Origin of the sequence: Algicella marina (assembly GCF_009931615.1) — a bacterium.
In the GTDB taxonomy this organism is placed as follows: Bacteria; Pseudomonadota; Alphaproteobacteria; order Rhodobacterales; family Rhodobacteraceae; genus Algicella; species Algicella marina.
In genome coordinates this window covers 1,023,232-1,039,365 of record NZ_CP046620.1, presented here as the reverse complement: position 1 = coordinate 1,039,365, position 16,134 = coordinate 1,023,232, and the positions used below count along the sequence as shown (strand labels likewise).

Below are 16,134 nucleotides of genomic sequence, written 5' to 3'. Positions count from 1 at the left end.
CTCAGTGCCCCTCGGTTTCGGCCACCTGCGTCGCGGCCTCGGCCACTGCAGCGGAATAGTTCTCTACAAGTTCAGATACACTCGGCCCGATCACGTCCAGCACCAGCGAGGGATATACGCCCAGCAAAATCGTCATCACCACCAGCGGCGCGAACAGCAGTTTCTCGCGTCCGTTCATGTCGGTGATCTGCTTCAGGCTTTCCTTGATCAGGTCGCCGAACACCACCCGGCGATAAAGCCAAAGAGCATAGCCCGCGCTCAGGATCACGCCAGTCGCGGCGAACAGTGCCACCATCGTGTTCACCTGGAACACGCCCGCCAGCGTCAAGAACTCGCCCACGAACCCGCTGGTGCCCGGCAGGCCCACATTGCCCATGGTAAACAGCATGAAGATCAGCGCGAATGCCGGCATCCGGATCACAAGCCCGCCATAGGCGTCGATCTCGCGCGTGTGCATCCGGTCGTAGATCACGCCGACCGTCAGAAACAGCGCACCGGAAATGAAACCGTGAGAGAGCATCTGGAAGATCGCCCCGTCCACCCCCTGCTGGTTGGCCGCAAAGATCCCCATCGTCACGAAGCCCATATGCGCGACGGAGGAATAGGCGATCAGCTTTTTCATGTCCTCCTGCATCATCGCCACGAGGCTCGTGTAGATGATCGCCACCACCGACAGCGTGAACACAAAATTCGCCATCATGTCGGATGCCACCGGGAACATCGGCAGGCTGAACCGCAAAAACCCGTAGCCGCCCATCTTCAGCAGGATCGCCGCCAGCACGACGGATCCGGCCGTCGGCGCCTGCACATGCGCATCCGGCAGCCACGTATGCACCGGCCACATCGGCATCTTCACCGCGAAGCTGGCGAAGAACGCGATCCACAGCAGCATCTGCATACCGCCCATGATGTGGAAGCCGAACACCGTTATCGGCGAACTGTCGAAATCATGCGCCAGCAGCCGCGGAATGTCGGACGTGCCAGCCTCGAAATACATCGCCAGCATCGCCACCAGCATCAATAGCGACCCAAGCAGCGTGTAGAGGAAGAACTTGAACGAGGCATAGATGCGGTCCTTGCCGCCCCATATGCCCACGATCAGGAACATCGGGATCAGCCCGGCCTCGAAGAAGAAGTAGAACAGGATGAGGTCCAGCGCGCAGAACACGCCGATCATCAGCGTCTCAAGCACCAGGAATGCGATCATGTATTCCTTGACGCGATGCGTGACATTCCACGATGCGCCGATGACGATCGGCATCAGGAAGGTCGTCAGCATCACGAACAGCACGGATATGCCGTCCACACCCATCTTGTAGGTCAAGCCGCCCAACCACTCGGCCTCCTCCACCAGCTGGAAACCGGGGTCGGAAACGTCGAACTCAGCCAGAATGCCCAGCGAGATCAGGAAAGTCGCGGCGGTGGTGAACAGCGCCAGCCGCTTGGCATTCATCTGCGCCGCCGCATCCTCGCCCTTCAGAAAGAAGGCAAGAACACCGGCACCGATCAGCGGCAGGAAGGTTACAAGCGAAAGAAGCAGGTCCATCAGCCGGCCCTCCCCACGATCATCCAGGTCAGAATTGCGGCGAGCCCGATGAACATCGCGAACGCGTAGTGGAACAGGTAGCCCGATTGCGCCTTGCCCGCGAGCCGGGTGAAGAACGGAATGATCCCCATTGCCAGCCCGTTGATGCCGCCGTCGATCGTCGCGCCGTCACCCTTCTTCCAGAGGAACCGGCCCAGCCACATCGCCGGGCGTACGAACACCGCGTTGTAGACCTCGTCGAAATACCACTTGTTCAGCAGAAAGTTGTAGAGGCCGCGGTTGCCGGCCACGAAGCGGCCCGGCACTTCCGGCTTCAGGATGTAGGCATAATAGGCACCTGCCAGCCCGATCAGCATCGCTAGGAACGGCGCCAGCTTCACCCAGTTCGGCACGTAGTGATAGTCATGCAGCACCACGCCGCTGTCGCCGTGATGTGCGGCCTCGCCGCCATGGTCATCCGCCGCCGCCTCGTCACCATGCGCTTCCGCTGCAACGGCCTCGCCGGCCGGCTCTACGCTTTCGATCACCTGCTCGTCCAGTAGCGGCGCCTCGGTCGTCTCAGACGTAGCTTCTGCATGGTCATCCGCCGACCCTGCGTCGCCACCGGCTTCGGCAGCATGCTCACCGGCGCCCGCCACGTGGATCGACGGTCCGAAGAACGCTTCCGATTTGTCGCCGACGAACGACTTGTAATAGACCATCCCCAACAGGACAGACCCGACCGCGAGCACCACCAGCGGGATCGTCATCACCCTCGGGCTCTCGTGGGCGTGATCATGCGTCTCAGCATTGCCGCGCGGCTCCCCGAAGAAGGTCATGAAGATCAGTCGCCATGAATAGAAGCTGGTGAACAGCGCCGCCGTCACCAGCATCAGGAATGCATAGGTCGAATGTCCGGCAAACACGCCCTCGATGATCGCATCCTTGGAAACGAACCCGGCAAAGCCGATCGGCAGGTGAAACAGGTCATAGCTGAACGGAATGCCCACACCGGTGATCGCCAGCGTCCCGATCATCATCGCCCAGAACGTCACGGGGATCTTCTTGCGCAGGCCGCCGTAGTTCCGCATGTCCTGCTCGTGATGCATCGCGTGGATCACCGAACCCGCGCCGAGGAACAGCATCGCCTTGAACGCCGCGTGGGTGAACAGGTGAAACATCGCGGCCTGATAGAAACCCACACCGGCGGCGGCGAACATGTAGCCGAGCTGCGAACAGGTCGAATACGCGATCACGCGCTTGATGTCGTTCTGTACCAGCCCGACCGTCGCCGCGAAGAAGGCAGTCGAGGCCCCCACCACCGTCACCAGCGTCAGCGCACCCGGCGCATAGTCAAACAATGGGCTCATCCGGCAAACGAGGAAGACGCCCGCCGTCACCATCGTCGCCGCATGGATCAGCGCGGAAACGGGCGTCGGCCCTTCCATCGCGTCCGGCAGCCAGGTGTGCAGGAAAAGCTGCGCCGATTTCCCCATCGCGCCGATGAACAGCAGCACGCAGATCGTCTCGACCGCGTTCACCTCGTAGCCGAGGAAGTTGAACGTCGTCGCGGCCAGATCCGGTGCCGCCGCAAAGATCACGTCAAACTGGATGCTGTCCACGAGGTAATACACCGCGAAAATACCCAGCACGAAGCCGAAATCCCCGACACGGTTGACGATGAACGCCTTCATCGCTGCAGCCCCGGCAGAGGGTTTGCGGTAATAGAAGCCGATCAACAGGTAGGAGGCGACACCCACGCCCTCCCAGCCGAAGAAAAGCTGCAACAGGTTGTCCGCCGTCACCAGCATCAGCATCGCGAAGGTGAAGAACGACAGGTAAGCAAAGAACCGCGGCTTGTAGCTCTCCCCTTCCTTCCACTGCGGGTCGTGATCCATGTAGCCAAAGGAATAAAGATGCACAAGCGCCGAGACGCTGGTCACCACCACCAGCATCACCGATGTCATCGTGTCCAGCCGGATCGCCCAGTCGACGTCAAGCGAGCCGGAGCGGATCCACGTGAACAGGCTGTTCGTGTCGCTGTCGCCGTGCGGTCCGAGGAAAATCACCCAGGACAGCAGGCAGGAAAGAAACATCAGTGACGTCGCCACCACCATGCCCGCCTTCTCGCCGATGAACCTGTGGCCGAAGCCGCAGATCAATGCGCCGATTAGCGGGGCGAACAGAATAATGGTGGGCATGGGTCAGCCTTCCTTGTCTGTCTTCGTGCGGCGCAGGCCACAAATCGTCTTCTTGGGCCCGGATTGGCCCGCGGTCCGGTCGGTGGCACTCATTTCACCAACCCCAGATGTTCGCAATCGCAATTGCCGATATCCCCCTGCCCGCGTCGCACCCCGGCGCCCAGCAGCGCCAGATCGACACCGATCTCCGGCATCGTCACCGGCACGCTCGTCTCCAACAGCGCACGGAACCGCTCCCACACCGCGTCATGGTCGGCCTCTTCGGTCACGAACAGCAGATACTTGTCCGTCGGGCAGTGATGCAAAAGGCCCCATTGCCGACCGTCCGGCGCCGTGAATGCGCCCGATGCGAACCCGTTGGCTTCCGCCAGCACAAACACGCCGGCGCCTTCGTCGGCAAAAGCCTGCGCCTCGGCGTCCCACGCGCAGGGCGGCAAAGGCGAGAGCGCCAGTGCCGCCGACGGCACCAGTCCCACCGCAACGGCGCAGACCCGCAAGAGACGCAAACCCCGCATCCTCAGCCTTTCATCACGTTGACATCTTCAACGGCAATAGTGCCACGGTTGCGGAAGAAGCAGACGAGGATGGCCAGCCCGATGGCCGCCTCCGCCGCCGCGACGGTCAACACGAACAGCGTGAACACCTGCCCCACCAGATCGCCGAGATAGGCCGAGAAGGCCACGAAGTTGATGTTCACGGCCAGCAGCATCAGCTCGATCGACATCAGGATCACGATCACGTTCTTGCGGTTCAGGAAAATTCCGAAGATCCCCGTCACGAAAAGGATCGCCGCCACGGTCAGATATTGAGAGAGTCCTATGTCCATGGGTCTGTCCTCACAGCGCGCACACGTAGCGCGCAAGTTGATATTCCACCGTCCCCGGCTCGAGCCGCCGGTCGCGCATCTGGTCCATCGAGGTGATGGAGAGCGAGAGGTCGCGGAACCGCCGCGCCTCGCCCATCCAGCGATAGGTCGCGTTGGCACAATCGTAGGCATGGCGCACCAGCGTCTTGCCCTCTGCCGTGTTCCGCTCGAACAGCGCGTCCGCCCAGGGTCGCTGCGCCTCCTTGTGGGCCGATACCAGCGTGAAGGCCTCGCCCGGTGCGCTCGCCACCACTGTCACCCGGTCGCCCTTCCACGCCTTGATCTCGCGATAGGTCTTCACCGGCAACGCCTGCGCCACGGCGGCACTGCCGATCAGCACCATGGCGAAAAGGGTCAACACCAGTCTCACAGCCCCTGCCCCGGCTTCACGTCCACCAAATCGACACTCTTCGCCGGGTCGCGGTAGATCTGGGCAAGGATGTCCTGCCGCTTCACATTCGGCTTGTGGCGCAGCGTCAGGACAATGGCACCGACCATGGCGACAAACAGCACCAGCCCCGCCGTCTGGAACAGCAGGATGTACTTCGTGTAGATCAACTGACCCAACGCCGCGGTGTTCTGCAACTCTTCCGGCGCCGGCGCCACCGCGCCACGCGCAGCCTGCGATGCGTCGTCCAATTCCCACGAGCCGAAGGCGAACATCAACTGCATCACGATGACCACCCCGATCAGCAGCCCGATGGGGGTATACCTGCTCAGCTCGCCACGCAATTCCGCGAAATCAACGTCCAGCATCATCACCACGAACAGGAACAGCACCGCCACCGCGCCGACGTAGACGATCACCAGCAACATCGCCACGAACTCCGCGCCCAACAGCACAAACAGCCCGGCGGAGGAGAAGAAGGCAAGGATCAGCCACAGCACCGAATGCACCGGGTTCTTGGAAACGACGACCAGCACCCCCGCCACACAGGCGACCAGCGAGAACATGTAGAACGCGAAGGCTGCAAAGCCCATATCAACCTCTCTCTCCGGGCAGCGGCCTCAGCCGTCCACCCTCCGTCTCAGATCCGCCACCGTCTCGCGGAAGGCCTCGGCATCGTCTTCATCAGCATCTTCCCACAGCTCCAGCAACTCGGAGCGTTCGGGGTCGGAAACAATCAAATCCAGCGCGGCAATCGCCCGGTCGGCGATCCCCTCCAGCGCGGCAACCTCATCCTTGCGGGCATCGAAGGCCTCCACCACCTCGTCGTCGAGGTCCGGGTCCGGCGTGCCCACGGCATAGGCCACGGCCTCGGCCGCCGCCATTGCGAAACTGGCGTCCATGCTGTCGATGGAACCTGTCCTTGCAGCCTCGATCACGGCGTCAAATGCCTCGCTCACCTTGTCTGCGCCGTCGCTGGCGAATTCGTCCAGCCAGTCCGCCGCGTCGTCATTCTCAAAAACACCTGTGCCCCATGCGCCCATGTGCCCCGTCCCTGTCTATCCTGTCCGGCCCGGCCTCCGCCGTTCCGGGTGCTGTCCTCTACCATCTTTGCCGGCTGCCGAAAGGCCCGGCCGCCGCTTTTGTGCCCCCATTACCGATAGGGCGCATCCATCTCCAGGTTGCGCGCAATCTCCGCTTCCCAGCGGTCGCCGTTTTCCAGAAGCTTGGCCTTGTTGTAGAACAGCTCCTCACGGCTCTCGGTCGCGAACTCGAAATTCGGCCCCTCGACGATGGCATCCACCGGGCAGGCTTCCTGGCAGAAGCCGCAATAGATGCACTTGGTCATGTCGATGTCATAGCGTGTCGTCCGGCGCGAGCCGTCCTCGCGCGGCTCCGCGTCGATGGTGATCGCCTGCGCCGGGCAGATCGCCTCGCACAGCTTGCAGGCGATGCACCGCTCCTCGCCATTGGGGTAGCGCCGCAGCGCATGCTCGCCCCGGAAACGCGGGCTCAGCGGCCCCTTCTCGTGCGGGTAGTTCAGCGTCGCCTTGGGCTTGAAGAAATACTTCAGCCCCAGCCTGAAGCCGCCGATGAAATCGGCCAGCAGGAAGTAGCGGGTTGCGCGCGTCCAGTCGATAGCGGTCATCTATTTCTCTCCCGTCTCAATCGAAAGGCCAAAGTCGAGTTCATGGCGCAATTGTTCTGCAACAAACCGCTCCAAAGCTCCCCTGTAGTCAATATTGGCTCCCAGAATGGAGCCAACGGAAAGGAAACGTACCAAAACCTCAACCATCTCGCCAAGCTCACGGGCAATGTCGTCCTTTTTCACTTCAAGTACCGCCGCCTGTGCCCCAAGCTCAACTGTCAGCGCGCCGAACCCGGCCATTTCTAGCTTGCGCTTCTCAAGGCGCTCCAATTCAACACCGTCAGTCGCTTGTTCAATCTGAGTGTCGATCTCAGCCAACTGCCTGCCGATTCCGTCAGCGATTTTTTTTGCATTCGGCCCAGCCATGTAACGTTCTCTGGACCGATGCAGGCTTGCTTCCAGAGGCGCCCTCTCCGGTCTTGCTTTCTCATGCAGAGTTTTGAGTTTTTTCAGTTCAACATTCTGAAGTCGAGCCAGACAGCGAGACAATGCCGCACCGCGCACCAGCACTTCCGGCGCATCACGACGCTTCAAGAAGATAGGGTTAACATTCACTTTCAATTGCCGGACGACGTGCACCAACTCGCTGTGAAGCTGTAGCGAAGTGCGCGCAACACGATAGACGCCAAGCAAACTTTCGTCCGAAGGCGGCCGATACCGAGCATCATTCAGCACGCGGTGATCCGCGCGCGGCGCGTCAACCACCACGTTGTAGATGTCTTTGGCGTTTGCGACGTGTGTCGACCTTGCGGACTTGTATTCCGAAAGTTCTTTGTCACATGCGGCGGAGACAGGCCCCGCCAGTAATAGCCCCAGAACACCGGCCACACATATCGAGAGTCGCGGCCTCAACACCCCAACTCCAGTGTTACGATCTTGTCCATCACGCCGTCGAAGACGGCATACTTCTCGGCCATGACCTGCGGAATATCCGGCGGCAGCTCCACCCAGAGCGACCAGATTTCCACTGCCGCGCCGCGCTCCTCCTCGGCATAGCAGGGCTCGCCCTCGGCCAGAAAGAACAGAGAAGATGCGGCATAACGCAGGCTCGTCAGCATCGCGAAGCTTTCCATGCCGAACTTGCCGAAGGGTCGGATTTCCGATCCCGAGATCAGGCCCAGGTTCTCCGCCAGGTCCGCCGCGTCGCAACCATCCACGCCGATCTTCTCGGCGCCCGCGCAGCGCTCCAGCACGGCCATGTCCAGCACCCGTTCGCCTCTGTCGGCGAAGTTCATCTCGTCCTGCGCCACGGCAGGCGCCGCCAGCAGGCAGAGAAAATATGCCGGGTACCAGCGCATCAGCCCCCCGTCGCGAACCGGGCGTAACCCGGCACGTCATAGAGTGCCAGCCCGGCAACAATCACCACCCAGGCCAGGCTCATCGGCAGGAACACCTTCCAGCCCAGGCGCATCAGCTGGTCATAGCGGTAGCGCGGTACGATCGCCTTGACCATCGCGAACATGAAGAAGAAGAAGCCCATCTTCAGGATCATCCAGTGCAGCCCGTCGCCAAGCAACGGCCATTCGGACACGCCCGGAATCGGGCTCAGCCAGCCGCCGAAGAACAGGATCGTGATCAGCGCGCACATCAGCACCACCGCCATCAGCTCGCCGATCATGAACAGCAGGAACGGGGTCGAGGAATATTCCACCTGATAACCCGCCACCAGTTCGGCCTCCGCTTCCGGCAGGTCGAAGGGCGGGCGGTTGGTTTCCGCCAGCGCGCTCACGAAAAACAGGATCACCATCGGGAAATGCGGCAGCCAGTACCACGAGAAGAAGCCGTAGCGGCCTTCCTGCGCATAGACGATTTCCGAAAGGTTCAGCGATCCGGTGGAAAGGATCACACCGATGATGATGAACCCGATCGAGACCTCGTAGGAGATCATTTGTGCCGCCGAGCGCAGGCTGCCGAGGAACGGATATTTCGAGTTCGAGGCCCAGCCGCCCATGATCACGCCATAGACCTCGAGCGACGAGATCGCGAAGATATACAGGATACCGACATTCAGGCTCGCCACGACCCAGCCGTCATTGAACGGGATCACCGCCCAGCTGATCACCGCCAGCACGAAGGTGATCATCGGCGCGAGGAAGAACACCACCTTGTCGGCCCCGGCGGGCACCACGACTTCCTTGACGATGTACTTGATGAAATCCGCAAACGATTGCAGCAGCCCGAAGGCCCCCACCACGTTCGGCCCCTTGCGCATCTGCACCGCGGCCCAGACCTTGCGGTCGGCATACATCAGGAACGCCAGCGCCACGAGGATGCACACCGTCACCAGCAGGCACTGTGCCAGCACGATGACGAAGATGCCGAAGGGCGTTTGCAGGAACTCACTCATCTATGGCCTCATCCACATGCTGCGACAGCCGCCGAGACTGTCCGTGTTTCGGCATTCCTGCCCTGGTAGTTCTCGAGTGCCCCGGCATCCGCGTAAGAATAGAGAGCCCCGGGCCCCGGTATCACTTTCCGCCCTTCCGGGCTGCGGATGCCCAGCCCCTTGGGGCTGATCCGCGACAGCCGGCGAATGGCCGCGTCGCTGTCGAGGCCCAGCTTGCGTTTGGCGAACCGCCCCGCGACGCACCACGAAGCCTCGCCGATCCCGCCACCTGTTACCGCAAAGACGCCCTCGGCCGCGAGCACTGCCCGAAGCGCGGCCCGGGCCGAGTCCAGCGGCCCCGGCGCCGCGACGGCCGGTCCCGTGATCACGATGCCCGTCAGGGCGAGGGCTGCAATGGCCTGTCCTGTCCGCATGCGTCGGCCTCCCGGTCTATTCTGCTGCCACGGCGCTGTGACGCATCGCGCCGAGCTTGCTCATTTCCGCCATCACGGTGGAGGCGCGGGCAATCGGGTTCGTCTGATAATGATCCGATACAGGGTTAACAAATGCTTTGCTACCCGGCTTGCCCGCTTTCTCGGCCTGCCATTCGTTTTGCGGCACTTCTTCCAGGCGGCCCATGTGCGGCACCGCCTCGAACAGCGCCCGCCGCAACTCCGGCAAAGAGTTGTAGGGCAATGTCGCACCCAGTTCCGCGCTCAGCGCCCGCAGGATCGCCCAGTTCTCCTTGGCCGCACCCGGCGGGAAGCCGGCACGCGCGGCCATCTGCGGCCGGCCTTCGGTATTGACGAAAATCCCTGATTCCTCGGTCCACGCAGCGCCCGGCAGGATCACGTCCGCACGGTGCGCGCCCCGGTCGCCATGACTGCCCTGATAGATCACGAACGGCCCGGCGGCGATGTCCACCTCGTCGGCACCAAGGTTGTAGACGACCTCCGCACCCTCCAGCGCCGCGTCCATACCGCCCTCGGTGGCGAAGCCGATATCCAGCGCCCCCACCCGGCTGGCCGCCGTGTGAAGGATCAACAAGCCGCCCTTTGTCTCCTCCGCCAGCTTCATTGCCGTGGCCAGCACATCCGCGCCATCCGCGCCCATCAATGCGCCCTGCCCGACGATCACCAGCGATGGCACCTCCAGCACCTTGGTGAACTTGTGCTCCAGCAGCTTTGCCAGATCCTCGCCGGTCGTGCCGACGTGCGCGTAATCGTAGGTCAGGTCCACGGCCTCGCCCACCAGCCCGATATTCGCTCCCCGCAGCCATGCCTTGCGCAGCCGTGCGTTCAGCACCGGCGCTTCCGCCCGTGGGTTACAGCCAACAAGCTGGATGTACTCCGCGCGGTCGATATCCTCGATCGTCGCCGTTCCGGCATAGGCGGCGCGGTTGCCCGCCGGCAGCTTCGCACCATCGGTGCGGCACTCCACCGTACCGCCCATGCCCGTCACCAATTCCTTCAGCGCAAACATTGCCTCCACCGGCGCCAGGTCTCCGGCAAGCGCCGCCACCTTCTTGCCCTTCACGGCCTCGGCCACGGCAGCGAAAGCCTCGCCCCAGCTCGCCTCGGCCAGCTTGCCGTTGCGGCGCACGTAGGGTCGATCGAGCCGCTGGCGCTTCAACCCGTCCCAGATGAACCGGCTCTTGTCGCTCAGCCATTCCTCGTTGATGCCGTCGTGGTTGCGCGGCAGAATTCGCATCACCTCGCGGCCCTTGGTATCCACCCGGATGTTGCTGCCGAGCGCATCCATCACGTCGATGCTCTCGGTCTTCGTCAGTTCCCATGGCCGCGCCGTGAAGGCATAGGGTTTCGACGTCAGCGCGCCCACCGGGCACAAATCGATCACGTTACCCTGCAATTCGCTCGTCAGCATTTGCCCGAGGTAGGAAGTGATCTCGCTGTCCTCGCCCCGCCCCGTCTGGCCCATCTCCGGCACCCCGGCGACCTCGGAGATGAAGCGCACGCAGCGCGTGCAGGAAATGCAGCGTGTCATGCACGTGCCGACCAGCGGTCCGAGATCCGGGTCGATCGCCGCGCGCTTCGGCTCCCGGTAGCGACTGAAATCGACGCCATAGGCCATCGCCTGATCCTGCAGGTCGCACTCGCCGCCCTGATCGCAGATCGGGCAATCCAGCGGGTGGTTGATCAGCAGGAACTCCATCACCCCTTCACGCGCCTTTTTTACCATCGGGCTCGTGGTCTTGATCTCCGGCGGCGCTCCTTCCGGCCCGGGCCGCAGGTCCTTCACCTGCATCGCGCAGGAGGCGGCAGGCTTCGGCGGCCCGCCAACAACCTCTACAAGGCACATCCGGCAGTTGCCCGCGATCGACAGACGCTCGTGATAGCAGAACCGTGGCACTTCCACGCCTGCCTGCTCGCAGGCCTGCAGAAGCGTCAGCCGCGGATCAACCTCGATCTCGGCTCCGTCGATGATGATTTTGCGCAAGTCTGTCATTCGAACCGCTCCACAATTCCTACACCGCTTTCCTCTGACGGCCAACGCTTGAAGGCCAGCCAGAACGGCATGATGATATTCACGAGGGGGATCAGCATCAGCAGGCTCCACAGCCCGCTGTGGCCCGTCCGCGACCAGAGTTTCCAGAAGGGCGGCACCAGCAGCAGCAGCGTCACCAGAAAGCCGAGAACCGACGTCATCGCACGACCCTTCCCGCACCGCCGAACCGGGCGTCTTCCGCCGGCCAGCGCTTGAAAGCCAGCACCCAGAGCGAGACGATATTGACCACGGGGACCGCCATCAGCACGCACCACCAGCCCGAATGGCCGGCGCGCGCCCACAGCTTCCAATACGGCAGCAGCAGAACGGCCAGCATGACTGCCGCCACCAGTAATCCCGGAAGTCCGATGTTGTTCATCATCTACTCCGCCGCCCTCGCGTCGCACTGCTTTGCCTTCCACAGCCGCGCCTCTTTCAGGTACGCCCAGCCGAAGGCTTCCTCGCTGTCTCCGTGTGCCTTGAGATGGGCCAGCTTCGCAAGCCCCTCTTCCAGCGTCGGCTGGTGCCCCTCTGGCACCCACCACATCACGAAATGCATGTCTCCCATCAGCTCGAACCATTCGGCGCGCCGATCATAGAACTGCTTGTGGACCGTGCCCCAGACAAAGGTTTCCAGGTGCTCGACGCTCTCCCACACCGTCAGGTTGGACACGAATTGCGAGTCGCCGTCGATCTTGGCGTCCGTGTTTCCCGTCCCCGGCTCTCCCGACCCTTCCATCATCCACACGAATCCCGGCATCCGCTTGCCGAGCCCGTTGATCCGGTCGAGGTTGTTCATGAAATCCGCAACTCTCGGGTCATCCGTCGGTGCCACCAGCCTGCCGATATTCAATTCAGCCAGATGCATCACACGCCTCCCGATGCGCCGACCCACTTCAGGTAAGCGAAAGTCAAAAGTCCAAGCGCCACCGCACTCACCAGCAACACATGACCGATGCGGATCGACGGGTCCACCAGCTTCTCGGCCACCTTCAGCAGCAAAGCCCCGAAGCTCATCGCCGACAGCACGCCGGCGCCCCATGCCACGGGACGGTAGGTCTCGCTCATGCCATCGCCGCTGGCAAACTGCGCCACACCGTAGCTCACCAGCATCACCACCAGCAGCACGGCGATCAGCTTGATGTCCTTGCGCATGGAGGGCGAAGCCTTGGCACGCGCCTTCACCTCGGGCCGCTCCTCCGCCACGCCGTGGGGCGAGCCGGGACGCCATTGCCAGACGGAGTGCCGCTCGTCGCTCATCCGCTCACCGTCAGGTATTGCCCCGCACCGGCACCGCTCGCCGCCTCCTGCCGCGCGATCCGGCAGATGGCCAGCAATTCCGCCGCCTGCGCCTCACCCTGCGCATCGAGGCTCACGTCCACGCCCCGCTCCGCATAATACCGCGCGACCGTTTCGGTGATCCCGTCCGGGCCCATCGCTTCTGCGAACCTGCGAACATCCTGCGGTTTGTAGCCGTCGCTCACCAGTCGCTGCGCGATCCGCCGCTTGGCCGTTTCCTCGGCTGCCGCGTCGAACCCGACACCCTCGCAATGTCTGGACGAGGCATCGGCGATACCAATATGCGTTACCGCCTCGGTCAGATAGGCTGGCGCCACCGCCTTGGAGGGCGGCAGCGTTTCCGCGCAGCCGGCCGATACGGTCAGCGCTATTGCCGCAAGAAGACGCATCACTCGAACACCTCCACCGCAATGCGCTCTGTGGGCCAACCCTTGAAACTCAGCACCAGCACCAGCACCGTCTGCAGGATCAGCGAAAAGACCAGCCCGAAGCCCAGCGCCAATTCCCCGTCACCCACGTCCGTCGTCGAGATGAAGAACAGCGCCGAACAGAAAAAAACTGTCGCCGGTACATAGGCAAGCACCCGCCAGAACGCGCCATGGCCGGTCCGCTTGAAGATGCGATGCATTCCCCAGGCCATCAGCAGGCTCGGCAGGCTGATCGCCAGCGTCCCGATGATGTTGCCGAGTTCGTACCAATCCACACGCCTACTCCGCCGCCACCGCGCTCACGCGGCCGGTGCGCTTCGCCTTGATGCGGTCCTCGATTTCGTCGCGGAAATGCCGGATCAGCCCCTGGATCGGCCACGCCGCGGCATCGCCCAGCGCGCAGATCGTGTGGCCCTCCACCTGCTTTGTCACGTCCAGAAGCATGTCGATTTCCTCGACCTCCGCTTCGCCCCGCACCAGCCGGTCCATAACCCGCATCATCCAGCCGGTACCCTCGCGGCAGGGCGTGCACTGACCGCAGCTTTCGTGCTTGTAGAACGCGCTCAGTCGCCAGATCGCCTTGATGATGTCCGTGCTCTGGTCCATCACGATCACCGCTGCCGTACCCAGGCCGGAGCGCTGCTCGCGCAGCCAGTCAAAATCCATGATCGCGTCGTCGCACAGGTCCTTTGGCAGGCACGGTACCGACGATCCGCCGGGAATCACCGCCTTCAGGTTATCCCAACCGCCGCGCACGCCGCCGCAATGCCGCTCCAGCAATTCCTTCAGCGGGATCGACATTTCTTCCTCGACGACACACGGATGGTTCACATGGCCCGAGATAGCGAAAATCTTCGTGCCCACGTTGTTCGGTCGCCCGAAGCTGGAAAACCAGTCCGCCCCCCGCCGCAGGATCGTCGGCACCACCGCGATGCTCTCCACGTTGTTCACCGTCGTCGGGCACCCGTAGAGCCCCGTGTTCGCCGGGAACGGCGGCTTCAGCCGTGGCATCCCCTTGCGCCCTTCCAGGCTCTCCAGCAGCGCCGTCTCCTCGCCGCAAATATACGCGCCCGCGCCATGTACGACATACAGGTCGAAATCCCAGCCCGATTTCGCGGCATTTGCCCCCAGAAGCCCCGCGTCATAACACTCGTCGATCGCCGCCTGCAAAGCCTCGCGCTCGCGGATGTACTCGCCGCGGATATAGATGTAGCAGGCATTCGCCCCCATCGCGAAACTCGCGATCAGGCAACCCTCGATCAGCGTGTGCGGATCATGGCGCATGATCTCGCGGTCCTTGCAGGTGCCGGGCTCGGACTCGTCGGCATTGACCACCAGGTAATGCGGCCGCCCGTCGCTTTCCTTCGGCATGAAGCTCCACTTCAGCCCCGTCGGGAAACCCGCGCCACCGCGTCCGCGCAAACCGCTCGCCTTCATCTTCTCGACGATCACCTCACGACCCTCGGCGATGATCCCGGCGGTATTGTCCCAATGGCCACGCGCCTGCGCGCCCTTCAGGCTCCGGTCATGCATCCCGTAGAGGTTGGTGAAAATCCGGTCTTTATCTTGCAGCATCTCGCGCCTCTTTCAAAACGGGCCACAGCACCTTGGCGTAGAGCAAGCCCACGCACAGCCCGAAAACAGCAATCGTACCCACCAGCCACATCGTCCGCGCCCCTTCTGACGGCGAAGGCGGCAACAGCCCGTCCAGCGTGTCCGTGAACAACCAGATCATCACGCCGACAAAACCCATCACCAGCGGCGTCTCCAGCATCGCAAAGGTCAGGAACGCCTTCAGCCGCCGCGCCTCCGGGTCCTGTTTGCTCTCCGTCGCTTTGTCCTGGAATCCTACCCGCCGCGTCACTCGCCCGACCTCCCGGCCTGCCGTATGCGCAGTACCGCGACAAGCGCCCAGACGAACGCGGCCATGCACGACAGGTCCAGCAGGAACGCATAGCGCGGCGACAACCCCAGCCGCGGGCCGAGCGCCATGCCCGCCAGCCATACACAGGCCGCCACCGCGATCACCGCCGCGGGCAACCGTGCATCCTTGCCGGTCCGTTCTGTCTTGCCGCTCATGCTCTTCCTTGTCTCAGCCTTGCCTCAATGGTCAGTAAACGCCGCCGTCCTCAACGCGCTTGGAAAACTCCGTGTCGCCGCCCGAGGCCAGTATCTTCGCCTGTGCCACCCAGTCGTCGCGCGTCACCCTGCCCTTGAACCCTTCGAGGTTGGCATTCACCCACGCCACCTCGTCAGGGCTCCACGCCGCGATCTGGTCGAAGTGATAGAAACCCATGCCGTTCAGCATCGCTTCCATTTTCGGACCAACACCCTTGATTTCCTTCAGATTGTCGGCACCCCCCTCGCGCGGGCCGTCCAGCGTTGCGGGCTTCGCGCCCTCGCCGGTGCCCTCAACGATGCCATCCTTGTCGAAATCCTCGTCCGCCACCGCTGCCGGCTCTTTGGTGATCACCTCGGCCACGGCTTCCTGCACGGTCTCCGGTTCCGACGGCGCTTCCGGCGCAGGCGCAGGAGCAGGTTCCGAAGCCACCTTCGGCTCACTCGCCGGTGCCGCGTCTCCGCCCGGTGCCTTGGTCACAGCCGCATCCGCAGCCAGCGCCGCACCACCGCCAACGGCAACGCCGTTGCCGCCGGTCGTACCCTGGGCGATGCCCGTCTCCGGGGCCGCCGCCGCACCGATTTGCGCATCGGCGCAGCGGTACTTCCACAGGATCACCCCGGTGGCCACCCCGATGACGATGCCGAGGAACCATCCCCCGACAACGCCCATCCCGAATTGCCGCAGCAGCATTATGAAAACGAGTCCCACCACGAAGCCGATGGCCGCGCATGTCGCCGGGCAACTCCAGTCCTTATCCGTCGTCTTGGTCATGAGGCTTTCTCCGATCGTTCCGATCCGCGCCATGTGCCTTCTGCACAGGGCCTCCC

23 protein-coding genes are annotated in these 16,134 nt (G+C 63.0%); all 23 read right to left on the bottom strand.

Annotated elements, in window-relative coordinates; translation table 11 throughout:
- Position 1 precedes the first annotated feature (1 nt).
- The gene (locus GO499_RS05200) at positions 2–1,546 is read right to left on the bottom strand and encodes an NADH-quinone oxidoreductase subunit M (protein WP_161861199.1); all 1,545 of its coding nucleotides are present in this window, start codon (positions 1,544–1,546) and stop codon (positions 2–4) included.
- Complete coding sequence (nuoL, locus tag GO499_RS05195; RefSeq protein ID WP_161861198.1) at positions 1,546–3,726, bottom strand: NADH-quinone oxidoreductase subunit L; 2,181 nt, start codon at positions 3,724–3,726, stop codon at positions 1,546–1,548. The genes GO499_RS05200 and nuoL overlap by 1 nt, the downstream gene beginning before the upstream one ends.
- Positions 3,727–3,815: 89 nt before the next feature.
- The gene (locus tag GO499_RS05190; protein WP_161861197.1) at positions 3,816–4,241 is read right to left on the bottom strand and encodes a hypothetical protein; all 426 of its coding nucleotides are present in this window, start codon (positions 4,239–4,241) and stop codon (positions 3,816–3,818) included.
- A 2-nt stretch (positions 4,242–4,243) separates the two neighbouring features.
- A complete protein-coding gene (gene nuoK / locus GO499_RS05185; RefSeq protein ID WP_161861196.1) occupies positions 4,244–4,552 on the bottom strand; it encodes an NADH-quinone oxidoreductase subunit NuoK in 309 nt (102 codons plus the stop codon).
- 10 nt (positions 4,553–4,562) lie between these two features.
- The gene (locus GO499_RS05180; protein ID WP_161861195.1) at positions 4,563–4,949 is read right to left on the bottom strand and encodes a hypothetical protein; all 387 of its coding nucleotides are present in this window, start codon (positions 4,947–4,949) and stop codon (positions 4,563–4,565) included.
- 8 nt (positions 4,950–4,957) lie between these two features.
- Positions 4,958–5,572, bottom strand: coding sequence for an NADH-quinone oxidoreductase subunit J (locus tag GO499_RS05175; protein ID WP_161861194.1), 615 nt, complete (start codon positions 5,570–5,572; stop codon positions 4,958–4,960).
- Positions 5,573–5,599: 27 nt separating this feature from the next.
- Positions 5,600–6,022, bottom strand: a complete 423-nt coding sequence (locus GO499_RS05170) for a DUF4259 domain-containing protein (RefSeq protein WP_161861193.1) — start codon at positions 6,020–6,022, stop codon at positions 5,600–5,602.
- 110 nt (positions 6,023–6,132) lie between these two features.
- On the bottom strand, positions 6,133–6,627 hold the full coding sequence (gene nuoI / locus GO499_RS05165) for an NADH-quinone oxidoreductase subunit NuoI (RefSeq protein ID WP_161861192.1): 495 nt from the start codon (positions 6,625–6,627) through the stop codon (positions 6,133–6,135).
- Complete coding sequence (locus GO499_RS05160) at positions 6,628–7,455, bottom strand: hypothetical protein (protein WP_161861191.1); 828 nt, start codon at positions 7,453–7,455, stop codon at positions 6,628–6,630.
- A gap of 20 nt (positions 7,456–7,475) precedes the next feature.
- Entirely contained in the window at positions 7,476–7,925 is a 450-nt protein-coding gene (locus tag GO499_RS05155) for a hypothetical protein (protein WP_161861190.1), read from the bottom strand.
- On the bottom strand, positions 7,925–8,974 hold the full coding sequence (gene nuoH / locus GO499_RS05150; protein WP_161861189.1) for an NADH-quinone oxidoreductase subunit NuoH: 1,050 nt from the start codon (positions 8,972–8,974) through the stop codon (positions 7,925–7,927). The genes GO499_RS05155 and nuoH overlap by 1 nt, the downstream gene beginning before the upstream one ends.
- An 8-nt stretch (positions 8,975–8,982) precedes the next feature.
- A complete protein-coding gene (locus GO499_RS05145) occupies positions 8,983–9,387 on the bottom strand; it encodes a hypothetical protein (RefSeq protein WP_161861188.1) in 405 nt (134 codons plus the stop codon).
- 16 nt (positions 9,388–9,403) lie between these two features.
- Positions 9,404–11,419 carry an NADH-quinone oxidoreductase subunit NuoG gene (gene nuoG, locus GO499_RS05140; protein ID WP_161861187.1) on the bottom strand — a complete coding sequence of 672 codons (2,016 nt, stop codon included), beginning with the start codon at positions 11,417–11,419 and terminating at the stop codon, positions 9,404–9,406.
- The gene (locus GO499_RS05135) at positions 11,416–11,619 is read right to left on the bottom strand and encodes a DUF805 domain-containing protein (RefSeq protein WP_161861186.1); all 204 of its coding nucleotides are present in this window, start codon (positions 11,617–11,619) and stop codon (positions 11,416–11,418) included. Before GO499_RS05135 ends, nuoG begins: the two co-directional genes overlap by 4 nt.
- Positions 11,616–11,837: a DUF805 domain-containing protein gene (locus tag GO499_RS05130; RefSeq protein WP_161861185.1), complete on the bottom strand. Its 222-nt coding sequence runs from the start codon at positions 11,835–11,837 to the stop codon at positions 11,616–11,618. The genes GO499_RS05135 and GO499_RS05130 overlap by 4 nt, the downstream gene beginning before the upstream one ends.
- Positions 11,838–11,840: 3 nt before the next feature.
- The gene (locus GO499_RS05125) at positions 11,841–12,326 is read right to left on the bottom strand and encodes a DUF3291 domain-containing protein (RefSeq protein ID WP_161861184.1); all 486 of its coding nucleotides are present in this window, start codon (positions 12,324–12,326) and stop codon (positions 11,841–11,843) included.
- Positions 12,326–12,718 (bottom strand): hypothetical protein, encoded by a 393-nt coding sequence (locus GO499_RS05120; RefSeq protein WP_161861183.1) that lies wholly within the window; start codon positions 12,716–12,718, stop codon positions 12,326–12,328. The genes GO499_RS05125 and GO499_RS05120 overlap by 1 nt, the downstream gene beginning before the upstream one ends.
- Positions 12,715–13,149, bottom strand: coding sequence for a hypothetical protein (locus tag GO499_RS05115; protein ID WP_161861182.1), 435 nt, complete (start codon positions 13,147–13,149; stop codon positions 12,715–12,717). The genes GO499_RS05120 and GO499_RS05115 overlap by 4 nt, the downstream gene beginning before the upstream one ends.
- Positions 13,146–13,460, bottom strand: a complete 315-nt coding sequence (locus tag GO499_RS05110) for a hypothetical protein (protein ID WP_161861181.1) — start codon at positions 13,458–13,460, stop codon at positions 13,146–13,148. Before GO499_RS05110 ends, GO499_RS05115 begins: the two co-directional genes overlap by 4 nt.
- Before the next feature lie 4 nt (positions 13,461–13,464).
- On the bottom strand, positions 13,465–14,760 hold the full coding sequence (gene nuoF, locus GO499_RS05105) for an NADH-quinone oxidoreductase subunit NuoF (protein WP_161861180.1): 1,296 nt from the start codon (positions 14,758–14,760) through the stop codon (positions 13,465–13,467).
- Positions 14,747–15,049: a hypothetical protein gene (locus tag GO499_RS05100; protein ID WP_161861179.1), complete on the bottom strand. Its 303-nt coding sequence runs from the start codon at positions 15,047–15,049 to the stop codon at positions 14,747–14,749. Before GO499_RS05100 ends, nuoF begins: the two co-directional genes overlap by 14 nt.
- Positions 15,046–15,264 carry a DUF5337 family protein gene (locus tag GO499_RS05095; protein WP_161861178.1) on the bottom strand — a complete coding sequence of 73 codons (219 nt, stop codon included), beginning with the start codon at positions 15,262–15,264 and terminating at the stop codon, positions 15,046–15,048. Before GO499_RS05095 ends, GO499_RS05100 begins: the two co-directional genes overlap by 4 nt.
- A gap of 31 nt (positions 15,265–15,295) precedes the next feature.
- Positions 15,296–16,078 carry a hypothetical protein gene (locus GO499_RS19650; RefSeq protein ID WP_284154899.1) on the bottom strand — a complete coding sequence of 261 codons (783 nt, stop codon included), beginning with the start codon at positions 16,076–16,078 and terminating at the stop codon, positions 15,296–15,298.
- Positions 16,079–16,134: the final 56 nt, after the last annotated feature.